At 40.0% G+C, this 15,182-nt stretch carries 9 protein-coding genes; 7 read left to right on the top strand and 2 right to left on the bottom strand.

What is annotated here, in order from left to right:
* Positions 1–9: 9 nt before the first annotated feature.
* From PLE33_06670 to PLE33_06640, 7 genes are read left to right on the top strand one after another with little or no spacing between them, the layout of a single operon-like run.
* Positions 10–1,767, top strand: coding sequence for an ABC transporter ATP-binding protein (locus PLE33_06670; protein HPS60931.1), 1,758 nt, complete (start codon positions 10–12; stop codon positions 1,765–1,767).
* Positions 1,760–3,526 (top strand): ABC transporter ATP-binding protein, encoded by a 1,767-nt coding sequence (locus PLE33_06665; protein HPS60930.1) that lies wholly within the window; start codon positions 1,760–1,762, stop codon positions 3,524–3,526. Before PLE33_06670 ends, PLE33_06665 begins: the two co-directional genes overlap by 8 nt.
* Before the next feature lie 60 nt (positions 3,527–3,586).
* The gene (locus tag PLE33_06660) at positions 3,587–4,684 is read left to right on the top strand and encodes a peptidoglycan DD-metalloendopeptidase family protein (GenBank protein HPS60929.1); all 1,098 of its coding nucleotides are present in this window, start codon (positions 3,587–3,589) and stop codon (positions 4,682–4,684) included.
* Between the two features lie 11 nt (positions 4,685–4,695).
* Positions 4,696–5,796 (top strand): Sua5/YciO/YrdC/YwlC family protein, encoded by a 1,101-nt coding sequence (locus tag PLE33_06655; GenBank protein HPS60928.1) that lies wholly within the window; start codon positions 4,696–4,698, stop codon positions 5,794–5,796.
* Positions 5,797–5,807: 11 nt separating this feature from the next.
* A complete protein-coding gene (purL, locus tag PLE33_06650) occupies positions 5,808–8,021 on the top strand; it encodes a phosphoribosylformylglycinamidine synthase subunit PurL (protein ID HPS60927.1) in 2,214 nt (737 codons plus the stop codon).
* Positions 8,022–8,035: 14 nt separating this feature from the next.
* Positions 8,036–8,572 (top strand): hypothetical protein, encoded by a 537-nt coding sequence (locus PLE33_06645; protein ID HPS60926.1) that lies wholly within the window; start codon positions 8,036–8,038, stop codon positions 8,570–8,572.
* A gap of 16 nt (positions 8,573–8,588) precedes the next feature.
* Entirely contained in the window at positions 8,589–10,742 is a 2,154-nt protein-coding gene (locus PLE33_06640; GenBank protein ID HPS60925.1) for a patatin-like phospholipase family protein, read from the top strand.
* Positions 10,743–11,406: 664 nt separating this feature from the next.
* On the opposite strand, the gene glmM is transcribed toward PLE33_06640, so the two are convergent.
* Together glmM and PLE33_06630 are read right to left on the bottom strand one after the other, a co-directional pair.
* Entirely contained in the window at positions 11,407–12,810 is a 1,404-nt protein-coding gene (gene glmM, locus PLE33_06635; protein HPS60924.1) for a phosphoglucosamine mutase, read from the bottom strand.
* Positions 12,811–12,813: 3 nt separating this feature from the next.
* On the bottom strand, positions 12,814–14,598 hold the full coding sequence (locus PLE33_06630) for a peptidylprolyl isomerase (protein HPS60923.1): 1,785 nt from the start codon (positions 14,596–14,598) through the stop codon (positions 12,814–12,816).
* Between the last annotated feature and the right edge of the window lie 584 nt (positions 14,599–15,182).

Below are 15,182 nucleotides of genomic sequence, written 5' to 3'. Positions count from 1 at the left end.
GTGCAAAAAGTGGCTGAGAAAAAGCAGACATTCACATATTATCTGAAGCTCCTCTTTCCTTTCGTGAAAAAGGATTTGGGACTGCTATTCTTTGGACTTTTTGCAATGCTGATTACTTCCGGTTTACGGTTGCTCAATCCTCTTATTTTAGCACAAATTATTGATCACAGCATACCGGATAAGAATATGGCACAGATGTTTCGCTATGGCTTTTATTTTATTGCCGTAGTGTTGCTTTCGGGGTTGCTTTCCTATTTGCAGATTTTGTTACTTTCCCGTTTAGGTATAAAAATCATCACTAAGTTCAAGGGTGATGTGTTCAGTCATTTATTGAAGTTACCTGTTTCCTGGTTTAATAAACAGCCGGTAGGTGAACTTATTGCCCGCGTGGAAAGTGATAGTGAAAGGGTTAAAGTTCTCTTTTCCGATCTGTCTATCACAATTATCGGCAATGTATTGTTTTTCATTGGTGGTTTCATAATTCTTTTCATTCTGCAGTGGAAAATAACGATTTATATTTTGCCGGCGATAATTCTTTGTGGAATCGGCTACTGGTTTTTGTTTAAATATTTGAATAAGTTCTTTCGTCAAATTCGGGAACGCTATGCTGTAATTACTGCTAAAATAACTGATTATGTGCAAGGCATTCAAATGATTCAGGCATTAAATCAGGAGAAAAGAGCTCTGAAAGATGTGGAAAAAGCATCAAAAGAGAAGAAAAAAATAGAAGTTCATACTCAGATGATTGAATACAGTTCACAAAGTATCTTCAGTTTTATGATCAATGTGGTCTTTATCATCATTGTGATTCTTGTTTCTGCTCCCAAAATTATTGCCGGAACCTTAACGGTTGGAATTCTGATTGTTTTTATTCAATATATTTATCAGCTGGTATGGCCCCTAATGCAAATTTCCGAAAATGTGATGCAAATTCAGCGTTCATTTGCTTCTCTGAAAAGGATTTTGGAATTAACCGAACTGCCTTCTGAAGATGATATCTTTACCGGAACGCAGATACCTGTTTTTGAACAAGAAATTAAGTTTGAGAATGTTTGGTTTGCCTATAAGGAAAATGAATGGGTTCTGAAGGATGTTTCATTCACCATACCCAAGGGAAAGAAAATAGCATTAGTTGGTGCTTCCGGCAGTGGTAAAACCACCACTGTAAGTTTGTTATGCGGTTTTTATCCTGTGGAAAAAGGGAGAATATTAATTGATGGCGTCCCTTTAAGCGAAATGAACTTTCGGGAATGGAGAAAAAAGATTGGGCTCATTTTGCAGGATGTATATCTCTTTCCCGGCAGTATTTTGGAAAATGTGCGGGTTTATAATGACCAGATTGATGAAGAAAAGGTTCAAAAAGCAATTTCTATTGTCCAATTGGATGAATTTATCCGAAAATTGCCCGAAGGGATTAATGCGGAACTTGCGGAACGGGGACAAAATATTTCTCAAGGTGAAAAGCAGCTGGTTAGCTTTGCCCGTGCTCTTGCTTTTGAATCCGAAATAATTATTATGGATGAGGCAACGGCTTCTATAGACCCTCAAACCGAGGCAAAAATCCAACGTTCAATGGAAAATTTATTAGCCGGCAAAACTGCTCTGATTGTAGCTCACCGTCTTACTTCTGTGCTGGATGCCGATGAAATTCTCTATTTCAGCGATGGCAGAATAACTGCCCGAGGTAAGCATAACGAGCTGTTACAGAAATCACCCGAATATCAAAAGCTGGTGGAATTGCAAATGTTGAAGGTGCAGGATGAATAAACACCTGAAGTGGATTTTGGAACAGTATAAATCTCAAAAATGGTTTGTGCTGATTATGGTAGTGCTCACTCTGCTGTCATCCGTTGTGTCTATTGCTTTTCCTTATGTTTTTAAAGAAATGTTGGACTTGCTGAAAGACATATTACAATTTCCGGCAAAATATCCTGAACCGATGCAAGCGGTTTATAGAATTATAAAGATTCTGTTTGCTATTGGTTTGGCTGAACTTGTTACAGGCATTTATCCCGGGATTAGGGGTTGGGTGAATATGCGTTTTGAGCACTCTTTGCGAGTGTTCTATTTCAAGCATATTTTAACTAAGGATTTTACTTTTTTCCAGAAATTCAGAACCGGTGATATTGTTACCCGTTTAACTGATGACCTTTCCGATTTTCCCAGGGTTAGCTGGTTTTTGTGTTCCGGCATTTTTCGGGCTTTCAATTCGTTCAGTATGATTTTGTTTGCGTTAGTTGTAATGTTCAGCATCAATGTGAAACTAACTTTGCTTTCCATTGCTCCGCTGCCATTTATGATGCTGATTTTCTATTTCACCTCCGATAAAGTATATACTAATTATAATCGTAATCAGCAGGCAATTTCTGCTATCAATAATCAATTGGAAATGAGTTTTTCGGGTATCCGGATTGTTAAAAGCTTTGTAAGCGAAGAAAAATATAACCGTTTCTTTGATATAGCTTTAAATAAAAGGTTTAAAACGGAAATGAGTATGGTGAAATTGAATGCCATTCTTTCTTTACTCTGGCAATACATTGATTACATTGCCCAAATTGGAGTTATCCTCTTTGGCGGTTATCTTGCTGTGAAAGGAGAAATAACGGTTGGCACCTTTTTTCTGTTTTACACCTATCTATCAATGATGATTTATCCGCTGATTGATTTGCCCCAACTCTTTGTTTCCGGTAAACAGGCATTTGTAAATATAGACCGTTTGGAAGAAATGAAATCCTATCCTACTTTAAATGATGAACTTAACGGTCAGCATAAAGTGAAGGAATTCTCCACTTTATCCTTTGAAAATGTATCCTTCCAGTATCCTGACAAACCCTCTCCGGTGCTGAAAAATGTAAGTTTTGAATTGAACAAAGGAGAAAGGATGCTAATCTTAGGTGCCACCGGAAGCGGGAAGACCACTATTGCCAATCTGTTATTGGGCTTGCTGAAATATGACAGCGGAACCATTAAAATTAACGGCAAACCCATCAATGAAATTGATGTTAAATCCCTGCGTAATATAGTTGCTTATGTTCCTCAGGAACCTCTTCTTTTTGGCGGTTCCGTGAAGGATAACATTCTTTTTGCCGTGGAAAAAGCATCGGAAAGGGAATATCAAATTGCAGTTAAAACCTCGCAACTGGAAGATGAAATTGCCTCTTTTCCGGAAAAAGACGCTACCTTTGTTGGCAATAGAGGACTTAGCGTTTCCGGAGGGCAAAAACAGCGGTTAACTATTGCCCGGGCTTTAGTTAAAAAACCGCAATTGCTCATTTTGGATGATATAACTGCCTCTCTGGATGCTGAAAACGAAGAAAAACTCTGGCAGGCACTGGATGAAAACTACCCGGGAATTGCAGCAATAGTAATTTCTCACCGTCTATCTACCTTGCGTTATGTAGATACGGTGCTTTTTATTGATTCTAACGGGTATGCTTATAAAGGCACACACGATTTCCTGGTATTCAATAATAAAGAATATCACGATTTTTTACGCGAACACCTGAAAGAAGAAAAAGAAAAATAGAGTTGACACTTATAAGACGCCTGAAAATTCTGACGGTGAGATTTTTTAGCGGAGAAAACAATGCCTCATAAATGGCTGATATTTTTGCTATGTGTTTTTTTCACAGTTTATTATGCCGACGAACTGGAAGATAAAATGCAGCAGTTGAGAGAAATGCAAAGACAACTGGAAAGCACAGAACAAAAAGTGAAACAAACTCAAACCAAAAAACAGAAAACTGAAAAAGAAATAAACCGCACTGCCTCTCTGAAACAAAGAACGGAGAAAAACCTGCAAAAGCTGAAAACGGAAGAAAAGATTGTGCAGGATTCGCTTCAATCAGTGGAGCAAAGAATTTCAGATACAGAAATGCGCTTAAGTGATATGCACAGAGAACAAAATGCAGAACTGGACCTGCTGCTGCGAGTGGATAAATCCTATAAAAAATTAAATGTCAGACATCGGGATCAGCGATTGCTGAAAGCATTCATAGAAGGAACCAGACAAAAAATAGATATTCTTTCCGGCTATAAAATAGCCCTTACTCAGGTTCAGGAACTGCACCGCGAACACGCAACCAAGGTCTCTCGCACGATGAAAACGGAAAGCTCTAAAAAAACCGGCTACGAAAAACAAATTAAAACCCTTTCTACGCAAAGTCAAAAATTAACCGAAGAGCAGAAAAAGCTGCAGGCACAAGTGGCAAAGCTGAAAAAAGACAGTTCAGAACTGGAAAGCTTAATTGCCCAATTGATGAAACAACAAGGCAAAGAACCGGCCAGTTACCAGTTTACAGGCAAAAAAATCTCCTGGCCCCTTAGAGGAAAAATAATTCGCAGCTATGGAGAAGAAACCAGAAGTTACGGAACCAGCGTAGTTAGCAACGGAATAGATATTGCTGCCAAAGAAGGAACTAAAGTAGTTGCCTCTGATGATGGCGAAGTAATTTTTGCCGATCGCTACGGTGGACAAGGAAAACTGCTTATTATTGACCATAAGAACGGCTTTTTTACTTTGTATGCTTATAACAGCGAATTACTTGTTAGCAGAGGAGCGAAGGTTAAAAAAGGACAAACCATTGCGAAAAGCGGAAGTACCGGCTCCGCAAGCCAGCCCTCTCTGCATTTTGAATTACGCAAAGATGGTAAAGCTATCAATCCAATACCTTACTTGGAATAAAGGGGAGTGTTATGCTCGTTTTGAAAGACCCCGGCTTACGGAAGCTGGAAAGATTTATTAGCAGTAACCCGCTAACGCATTCTACCATTTTACATTGGACCGGTTCTATGTGGGGAATCGGTTGTCGGCTTTCTTCCATAGAAACAATTGCCCGCATTGAAGAATTGAAACAAAGACCCGATAAAGAGGGTTTTATTGCTCTGATACCAGATATTAGTGTTTTGGAACAAGATAAAATACCTTCTGCTTTACGCCCTTTAATGCATCAATACTGGCCTGGAAACTTAACCCTGGTTTTTAACTATGAGGATGCCATTTTTGCTCAAATAGCAAAGGGGAATAAAGTTGCCTTAAGAGTTCCTTCCGATCCTGCTCTAAGGGCTTTAATTTCCTTGCTGGGAGAACCTCTTATCAGCACCAGTGTAAATATTTCCGGTTTACATCCTGAAGAGAATTATGATAGAATAGTGCGTAATTATGCTTCCTGGTTTGATTTTGCTCTGTTACCTGCCTCCCGGGAGATGAAAAGTTCTTCCGTGCCCTCTACTATTGTAGAATATATCAGTTCTGAAGAAAGCGGAAGCAATGATGAAATAAAATGCCTGCGGGAGGGTTCTATACCTTTTTATGAAATAAAACAGGGATTTCAGCTGCCGGTTGTGATGTTTGTCTGTTCAGCCAATATTTGCCGTTCTCCAATGGCGGAAAAGCTTTTCCGGAAAATGATTAGAGATAATAATTTAGCCCTGGCGACGGATTCCTGCGGTTTGATGGTTGGTGGACAGATGATTTCCTTAAATGCTCTCCAGTTGCTTTTGGAACGAGGTATTTTGGATGCCCAACAGCATATTTCCAAACAGGTTACTCCCCAATTGATGTCTTCCAGCTGGTTAATTTTAACGATGGAAGAAAGGCAGCGAGATTTATTGCGTAACGCTTATCCTAATAGTGCACGCCGGATTTGGACTTTGAATGAATTTGTAGGAGAACAGGGTGATATTGATGATCCTTTCGGCAGCAATCTGGAAAGCTATAAAAAGACCTTTGAGATTATTGAAGACCGTTTGCAGCGGTTAATGGAAAAGCTGATTACTAACGAATTGAGGATATAGAAAGTAACATTATGAATTTTGCTGAAATTACCCCCGAACTTGTTGCTGAACATAACTTAAGCCCGGAAGAATATGAACGCATATTAGATATTCTGAAGCGTGAACCTTCTTATGTAGAACTGGGTATTTTTTCCGTTATGTGGAGTGAGCATGCCAGCTACAAAAATTCTGTAAGGTTGTTAAAAACCCTTCCCAAAGAGGGTTCTGCCGTTTTAGCCAAAGCCGGAGAAGAAAATGCCGGCTTAATTGATATTGGACAGGGCAGGGCAATATGTTTCAAAATAGAAAGCCATAATCATCCTTCTGCCCTGGAACCCTATCATGGTGCCGCTACTGGAGTAGGAGGTATTCTAAGAGATATTTTTACGATGGGTGCCAAACCCATTGCCGTTCTGGATTCTTTGCGTTTCGGCAAACCGGATAATCCTAAAGTTCAGCATTTACTGCAAGAAGTTGTTAGCGGCATAGCTGATTACGGAAATTGTTTCGGAGTTCCAACCGTTGGCGGAGAGGTCTATTTTGACGATAGCTATGAAGGCAATCCCTTAGTTAATGCGATGGCTGTAGGGGTTGTTAAACATAATAAAATAGCTCGTTCTGCTGCTTCCGGAATTGGTAATGCAGTGCTTATTGTAGGAGCTAAAACAGGACGGGATGGAATTCATGGAGCCACTTTTGCCTCGGTGGATTTAAGCGAAAAATCAGAAGAAAAAAGAACCGCTGTCCAAGTGGGCGACCCCTTTCTGGAAAAACTTTTACTGGAAGCAACTTTGGAAGCTATCAAGGCAGGGCTCGTTGTAGCTATTCAAGATATGGGTGCTGCGGGTTTAACTTGTTCCAGTTCAGAAATGGCAGGTAAAGGAAATGTAGGTATGGAAATTGATGTTTCTCTTGTTCCGCAAAGAGAAACGGGAATGACTCCCTACGAAATTATGCTATCGGAATCGCAGGAAAGGATGCTGGTTATTGTGCAGCCGGAAAACCTGGAAAGTATTAAATCCATTTTTGCCAAATGGGATTTAGATGCAGTGCAAATAGGCAAAGTTACCGATGATAAAATGCTAAGGGTTTTTTTCGGGAAAGAAAAAGTAGCGGAAATACCGGCGGAGACACTTATTTTAGGTGGTTCGGCACCTGTTTATATCAGAGAAAGCAAGCGACCTGGCTATCTTGATGAACTGTCCAGCCACTCTTTGGATAGTTATCCCGAACCTGTAAATTACGCTGAGACCTTGTTACGGCTTATTTCCTCGCCCAATCTTTGCAGTCGCCGCTCAATTTATCAGCAATATGATTATATGGTACAAATTGGAACGGTTGTAGAACCGGGTTCGGATGCTGCAGTTATTAGAATTCCGGAAACGGATACAGCTATTGCCTTAAGCACGGATTGTAACGGCAGATATTGTTTTTTAGACCCCTATTCAGGAACAGTTGCTGCGGTTGCAGAGGCAGCCAGAAATGTTGCCTGCAGTGGAGCTAAACCAATTGCTATTACTAATTGCCTTAATTTTGGCAATCCGTATAAACCTGAGGTCTATTATTGTTTCACAGAGGCAATCCGGGGAATGGCAGATGCCTGCAGGATTTTAGGCACTCCTGTTACCGGTGGCAATGTATCTTTTTATAATGAAAATCCGGAAGGAGCAATTTATCCTACACCAGTTATCGGTATGCTTGGTGTGATGTCTGATTTTCGTAAAGCAACCACTCAGTTTTTTAAACACGCCAATGATAGAATTATCCTTTTGGGTTCCTTGAAAGCGGATTTGGGAGGGAGTGAATATCTTAAAATGCAATTTAATGAAGTAGCCGGAAAACCGCCAAACACAAATTGGGAAGAAGAATTGCAGCTGCAGAGTTTAATATTGGAACTGATTGATAATGGCTTAGTTAATAGCGCTCACGATGTTTCCGACGGTGGATTATTAGTAGCTGTTTTGGAGTGCTGTTTTGCTCCCCATCAAATTTTGGGAGTAATGCTGAATTTTGAACTTCCATATAGCCCAAGTAGCGTATATTTTGGTGAGGCAGGAAGTAGAATTTTAATTAGTGCCGAGGCAGAAAACTGCCTGTTAATAAAAGAGACAGCCCTAAAATATAATATTGAGTTTAATGACCTGGGGTATGTTTCAAACCAGCAAAGCTTAATTGTAAATAAACATATAGCAGAAAATATAGAGATTCTTTACTCTGCCTGGAAGCAGGGATTAAAAATACAATAAAAAAGGATAAGGAAATGAAAATGGGTTTTGTTTTCAGCAATTTCTTTTGGGGCATACTGTTAATCCTTTTAGGATTATCTGTTTTTTTAAAGGGTTTTAACATTCATTTGCCTCTTGTGAGAGTGTTTATTGCTGTCATTATTATTATGCTGGGCATTAAGCTGCTTTTTGGGCTTAGAACACATAAATATAATAACCCAACGCATTATTCCAAAGAGAGTTCTATTATCTACAGCAGTTCCCGCAACGAATATAATATTATCTTTTCCTCGGCGATAATTGACCTTACCGATCTTCCCGCAGACGCAAAAGATATAGAAATAAGCGTGGTTTTTGGTTCGGGAACGGTTATCTTACCAGATAGCATTGCCTTTCATATCAATCCTACCTCTGTTTTTGGCTCTACTGTTTTACCTCGCAAAGTGCCTGTTGTTCAAGGAACACCTGTTGAGATAGAGTCAACGGTAGTTTTTGGACGAATGGAATATCAGTATGCTAAACCTGAAAACAAAGCAGATACAAAATCAAGTTCCGGGGAAGGCACTTTTTAATTTATAGTCAGCCACAATGAAAAAGCTATATGTTCTGCTGTTGCTCTTCTGTTTGCTCAATTTTTTAGCAGGTGAAAAGCTTGGTTATGCCTTAAGTGGAGGTGGGGCAAGAGGTTTTGCTCATATCGGGGTTTTAAAGGTTTTGGAAGAGGAAGGCATTCATCCCGATTACATAGCCGGAACCAGTATTGGGGCGGTTATTGGAGCTCTTTATGCGATGGGTTATTCTACCCGGGAATTGGAAGAAATATGTTTGAATTTGGACTGGAAGCAACTAACCAGCGATGCGCAACAAAGAAAGGACCTTTATATCGGGCAAAAGCGTTGGGCGCCTTACGGAAATGCTGTTTTTGAGCTAAATGACTCCTGGGTTCCACAACTTCCTTCGTCAGTTTATATAGGTAATAATCTTAATCTGGAACTATTTAAATTAACCGCATCCGCTTCTCAGATTGAGAACTTTAGTGAATTTCCTGTTCCTTTTACCTGTATAGCCACCGATTTACTTACGGGAGAAGGAGTTATTTTTTCCGAGGGTTCATTGATGCAAGCAGTGCGCGCTTCCATATCCATTCCCAGTTTATTTGAACCTTTTGAACTGAATGGTCGTTATTATATTGATGGCGGGGTTTCGCAAAATATGCCGATTAACCTGTTACACCAAAAGGGAGCTGATCTGGTTTTGGGTATTAAAGTTAATTCCACATTACGCAATGAAGAAAATCTCAATAACTTAGTGGATATTTTGGATCAGACCATCAATATCGGCATCACGCGTAACTTAAATGCCTATTTAGATGAATGCGATTTGTTAATTGAACCGGATTTATCGCAATTCGTTTCCACAGATTATCAGCATCTGGAGGATATAATAGCTGCCGGAGAAGCATCTGCCCGACAAAATATAGACCAAATAAGAGCATTTAAAACTAAATATAATATTTCCCAGCCCGCGGTTAATGAATTTAATAAATATTTGGATAGCTTTCCGATAAGTAACATTCTGGTGCAGGGCAACGAAAACATCAGTCCCTCCAAAGTGCGTGAATATTTGGGTTTGCATTCAGGCAAAACTTACAGCAGCAAAGAAATAGCCGATGCCTGTATTATTGCCTGGAATTCACAGGTCTTCAAAACTATCTATCCTGTGCTGAAAAAGACCGAAGATAACCGTTATGACCTGATTATATATATTCAAGAACGCGAGCGAAAACATCTGGCTGTAAACCTTGTTTACAATAGTGAAGAAAAGCTGATGGCGGGTTTGGTGCTTTCATTGGATAACTATTTGCTGCGAAATTCGCGTCTTCTGGCAGAACTGAAACTGGGAGGCAGAAATGAATTCAGCGTAGATTATGTGAAAAATTTCGGTGAACAGTGGGGTGCATATTACCGTCTTTTTCCTTATGTAGGCGAAAAAACCATCTATAACTATCAGGAACATCATAAAACTTCCAGTATCAAATCCACTGATTGGGGAATTAATACCGGAATTGGGGTTTTTGCCAAAGACCTGGCTATTGCGGAGTTTTTCCTTTACAGCAATCAAACCGATTTACATAGCGATATTTCCCAAACTCAGTTGTTGCCCGAAAGTTCGGTAGTTAGCGGTTTTGGGATTAAGGGTTATCACGAAAGTTTGAATGATTTTATGTTTCCGATGTCCGGTGCCAGAGTTTTCGGGAAATTCAGTTTCTCGCGCTATAAAGAAGTGAGTGACTTCATCTATAACTGTTTTCAGGGCAAAGCAGAATTTTATGTTCCGGTTAGAGATATTTTCAGTGTATATTCCACTTTGAACTATGGCAGCTATCTAAATTCCACTGAGCACTCTATCGTTGATCCCTTTATCATTGGAGGGACGGATGGTTTTATGGGCTATTCGCGTTACGAAATTAGTGCTCCGCATTATCAGGTTTTATCTTTTGGGGTTTCTTCTCTGCTAAAAGACCGCTATTTTTTGGATGCCGGATTTCAGGGTATGCGCTATTCGGATACGAATGTTTGGGGTAATGCCGAAGATTGGGATTATTGCGGATATTTAGGGCTGGGCTATAAGAACTCAATTCTACCTGCTAAGCTATACCTTTCGTTGAATGAAAATAAGGATATCCACAGTTTCTTAAGTATTGGCTACGATTTTGATATTTTCTTCTTTTCCCGCAGGTAGATATTAGCTCTCACAGATTACACAGATAACACAGATTTTTTTCAGTTAAGAAAAATGGTTGATAAACCCTTTACCTTTCGCTCTTTGCCCTCTGCCAAAAGCCCCTTAGGGCGACACAATAATAGCGAGGGTGGCGTAAGCCCCTCGTAAGATGCGGAAAAATAAACCCGTTACCCTTCGCTCTTTGCCCTCTGCCAAAAGCCCCTTAGGGCGACACAATAATAGCGAGGGTGGCGTAAGCCCCTCGTAAGATGCGGAAAAATAAACCCTTTTCTCCTTTGTCTGTTTTTTTACTACTCACTGTTCCCTGCCAAGTTGAATCTTTTATATTTCTTTACACCTTCTTTAACGATTCCTTAGCGACGCTAAAGTATTGTTAAAGGGTCGTTAAAGGAGCGCTAAAGAAATGACCAGGCAACAGGTAGTTAAAATAAGCCCGCAAGGTAATTTTTATAAATCAAATTAATGACGGGAGCACCGCTTCGGTTTAGTAATTGCATTTAAAATAACGCTACAGCTATTATAAACTTATGAACTACGGGAGCATCAGGTAAAGTATCTATTGGGGGCTTAATATTGTTTAATATCGGAGCATAAAGACCTTAGTATCGTTGTTCTTGGCAATTTCTCCTGATTTTTATTATCACAAGTTGTCTCAAGCTGCTCACAAATTTCTTTCGTTATTATCTTTATCTTTGGAGGTATTCATTTCGCTGAGCATTTTTTTAACTTCAGCACAAATTTGGCGGGATTTTTCCGGCGTATCGCTTTCCACATAAATCCGGATGATAGGTTCGGTTCCCGATTTGCGAATATGGATAAAATGCTTGTTGCCTATAGCTTTAATGCCGTCTCGGGTATCCAGCTGATAGTTTTCAAAGAGAGAGGGAACAATACTCATCAAGGATTCCATTAAAAAGGAATCAACTGTGATTTTATCTTTGGCAAAATAATACTTTGGCAGGGTATTCACTATCTCGGACAGGGGTTTATCCGTCTCGGAAAGCAATCCTAAAATTAAAGCCATTCCGGCAATGGCATCACGGGTGTAATGAACATCAGGACAGATAATTCCGCCATTTCCTTCACCTCCGATGGGAGATTTTATTTCCTGCATTTTTTTCCCTACATTTATTTCGCCGACTTTAGTCCGCTGAACTTGAACGCCAAAGCTTTTGGCAATATCCTCGGAAATCATTGAACTGCTAAGATTTACTACAATATCTCCCTTCTTTTTGGGAAGCACAAATAGTTCGGCTAAGGCAACGCTTAATTCTTCTCCGATACATTTTCCTTTTTCGGAAACCAGGGAAAGACGGTCAACATCGGGATCGGTTGCAAAACCAATATCCGCACCATAAAAAGCAACTGCTTCTTCCAGTTGGCTTAAATTTTCGTTTAGCGGTTCTGCAATGTGAGCAAAAATACCGGTGGGCTCGCTATTTATTTCATAAACGGTGCACCCAAGTTCTTTTAATAACAGGGGAGAAATTAACCCTCCCGCTCCGTTAACGGAATCCAACACCACTTTAAACCTGCGGGCACGGATTTGCTCAATATTTAAATAGGGGATAGCTAAAATTTTTGCAATATGCTGAGCAATGGATTTATTGTTCGTGTTTATATTTCCTATTGCTTGCCAATTTGCCCAGGAAATCTCTTTTTCTACGGAAGACAGAAATATTTCCGCTTTCTCAGGGCTTAAAAACAAGCCCTCAGCATCCACGAATTTCATTGCATTCCACTGCGGTGGATTGTGAGATGCAGTAATGGCTATGCCTCCAATGGCATCGGATTCCTGAACTTTTAACAGCAAAGTGGGAGTGGAAACAATTCCTAAATCGGTAACATCGCAGCCCACACTGATAAGAGCAGAAATGATACTATGTAACATTGCCTTGCCTGTAGTCCGGCTATCTCTGCCCACATAAATTAAAGGATGCAGATCAGGATAGCTTTGTTTCTGCAGAAGAGCAAAGTGGGCAGCATATTTTATAGCTATAATAGGATTAAGGGTGTCCGCAAAGACACCCCTAACTCCACTAACACTGGTCATCAATCTATTCATCGTTTAGATTCCGAATTTAGCCCGGTTATCAATTATTTTAGCTTGTTTTTTCATTTGGTCATACCAACGGTTCCAGGCAGCATCTTCCATCCGTTTACGAATCTGTTCCTGTCTGTCCTTATCTTTGGCAAAGCTATTAAAATCGGGTTTAATTCGTTCTGTGCAACTGATGATGAAACATCCTTCTTTGGAAGAAATAAGTCCGCTGGTTTTTCCTGCTTCCAAAGCTAAAGCTGCAGTTGTAAATTCCTTGCAGGGACCCACATTGGGAACATCCATACCAAGTTTATGATTGGTAAATTCAATAATTTGCCAACCCTCTTTGGCGGCAGCGTTAAAATATTCGCTGGCAGGATATTGGGCAACAAATGCCTCGGCTTTTTTCTTTACATTGGCTACTTTCTTTTCTTTCTCCAGCTGGTATTTGATGCGGAGCTTAACTTTATCAAACTCCTCATAATAGACCTTTTTGTTATCAGTTAGCAAAGCGACAATTTTGCGGTTTTGCTGATCCGTGATAACCTCCGAGATTTCCTTTTCTTTGCCTTTGCGCATAAATTGGAGAAGAGCTCCATTATTGCCGATTCCGGGAATATATTCCTGATCATGAGGCACCCAGTCAGTTTCCTGAACTTCTACTTTCAATTCTTTAGCTGCTGCTTCAATCCCTTTTTTCTTAATTAACTTGGCTGCCGATTCCGCTTTTTCCAGAATAGCATCTCTGGTTTCATCGGAGGGTTCAACCTTCAAAAGAATATGGCTGGCTTTAATTTTGGGCTCTTCTTTACTAATGGCAGCAATGCTGTCACAACGAATAATATGCCAACCATAATTGGTTTTAACGGGTTTGCTGATATCTCCAACTCTTAAAGCAAAAGCTGCTTTTTCAAATTCCGGAACCATTTGCCCTTTAGCAAATTCTCCTAAAGAACCGCCATTATCCTTGGAACCGGGATCATCGGAATAATCCCTTGCTAAAGATGCAAAGTCCTCTCCTTTAATTGCCCTGCCGTATATTTCATCGGCAAGAAGTTTTACCGTAGCATAGTCCTTATCTGAGGGCTTATCTTCAAAAGCAAGATATTTGATTCTGGATGCGGGACCCTTTTTAAATTCGGTTTCCTTATTCTTATTGTAATATGCCTTAATTTCCGCATCGGTAACGGTTACAGGTTCTGATTTATTGGGCTCAAACCAGATGAATTTTCCGGAAACGCTATCGGTGTCTTTCGCATATTCTGCTTTTAAACTGTCTATCGTAATTCCGGCTTGGGCTTTAATTTTTTCCTGCAGTTTTTGCCGCGGAAGATAGTTTCTTACATATTCATCCATAGCGGCATAAAATTGTGCATTGTTCTTTAGAGCGGTAAGGTATTTCACTTTATCAAATCTGCCGTTTGTCTGCAAGGATTCATTTTGCATCAATTCTTGCGGAGGATTATTTTGCATTTCAGTTAAAACATCATCATCAGTGATTTTTATTTTGTGTTTCTTTATTTGCTGCTGCCACAGAATATCACTAACCAAAGTTTCCCATGCCTGATTTTCTATGCTTTTACGAGTGTTTTCGTCTATGGGCTGATCTTTATACATCTCTGCATAGCGTTCGCTCAATTCCTGAACTTTCTGCTGATACATTTCAAAGGTTATTTTCGTGCCATTTACTTTTCCCAGATATGGTTTCGGGGATAATAATTCTCCTATTCCAACCGCACCCATACCTACAATAAAAACAAAAGCCACGATATAAATAACTATTTTCTGTTTCTTTCTCAAACTATCCAGCATTCCTGAACTCCTTTTACAAATAAATAATTACACTGAAAGCCACAATTTTTAAGGTTCATTTTTTTACAAGGTTTTTTTTCAGGGTCGGATGGTTGAGTTCCTCTCAACCACAAATCGGATGGTTGACCGGGAGGTCAACCTTCCGAAAATGGTATCCTCCGGTAACCGAAAACGGAGGAACGACATCTTGTCGTTCCCCTTGCAACCGAGCTATTTCTTTATTACGCTTTTTGCAGTAACGGAAATAAAGGTGGTTGACCAGGAGGTCAACCTTCCGGGAAAACGGTATCTTCCGGTAACCGAAAACGGAAGAACGACATCTTGTCGTTCCTCTTGCAACCGAGCTTTTTCTTTATTACGCTTTTTGCAGTAACGGAAATAAAGGTGGTTGACCGGGACATCAACCTTCCGGGAAAACGGTATCTTCCGGTAACCGAAAACGGAGGAACGACATCTTGTCGTTCCCCTTGCAACCGAGCTATTTCTTTATTACGCTTTTTGCAGTAACGAAAAAAAAGGTGGTTGACCAGGACATCAACCTTCCGGGAAAACGGTATCTTCCGGTAACCGAAAACGGAGGAACG

It is taken from the genome of Candidatus Cloacimonas sp. (assembly GCA_035403355.1).
Taxonomy (GTDB): Bacteria; Cloacimonadota; Cloacimonadia; order Cloacimonadales; family Cloacimonadaceae; genus Cloacimonas.
The sequence above is the reverse complement of the archived record's forward strand: the minus strand, read 5'-3'. Positions and strand labels throughout refer to the sequence as shown.

Coding starts and splice junctions, on each gene's coding strand:
- PLE33_06630 (HPS60923.1), bottom strand. CDS start 14,598: ATGCTGGATAGTTTGAGAAAGAAACAGAAAATAGTTATTTATATCGTG.
- PLE33_06640 (HPS60925.1), top strand. CDS start 8,589: ATGAAAAAGCTATATGTTCTGCTGTTGCTCTTCTGTTTGCTCAATTTT.
- PLE33_06660 (HPS60929.1), top strand. CDS start 3,587: ATGCCTCATAAATGGCTGATATTTTTGCTATGTGTTTTTTTCACAGTT.
- PLE33_06665 (HPS60930.1), top strand. CDS start 1,760: ATGAATAAACACCTGAAGTGGATTTTGGAACAGTATAAATCTCAAAAA.
- PLE33_06645 (HPS60926.1), top strand. CDS start 8,036: ATGAAAATGGGTTTTGTTTTCAGCAATTTCTTTTGGGGCATACTGTTA.
- purL (HPS60927.1), top strand. CDS start 5,808: ATGAATTTTGCTGAAATTACCCCCGAACTTGTTGCTGAACATAACTTA.
- glmM (HPS60924.1), bottom strand. CDS start 12,810: ATGAATAGATTGATGACCAGTGTTAGTGGAGTTAGGGGTGTCTTTGCG.
- PLE33_06655 (HPS60928.1), top strand. CDS start 4,696: ATGCTCGTTTTGAAAGACCCCGGCTTACGGAAGCTGGAAAGATTTATT.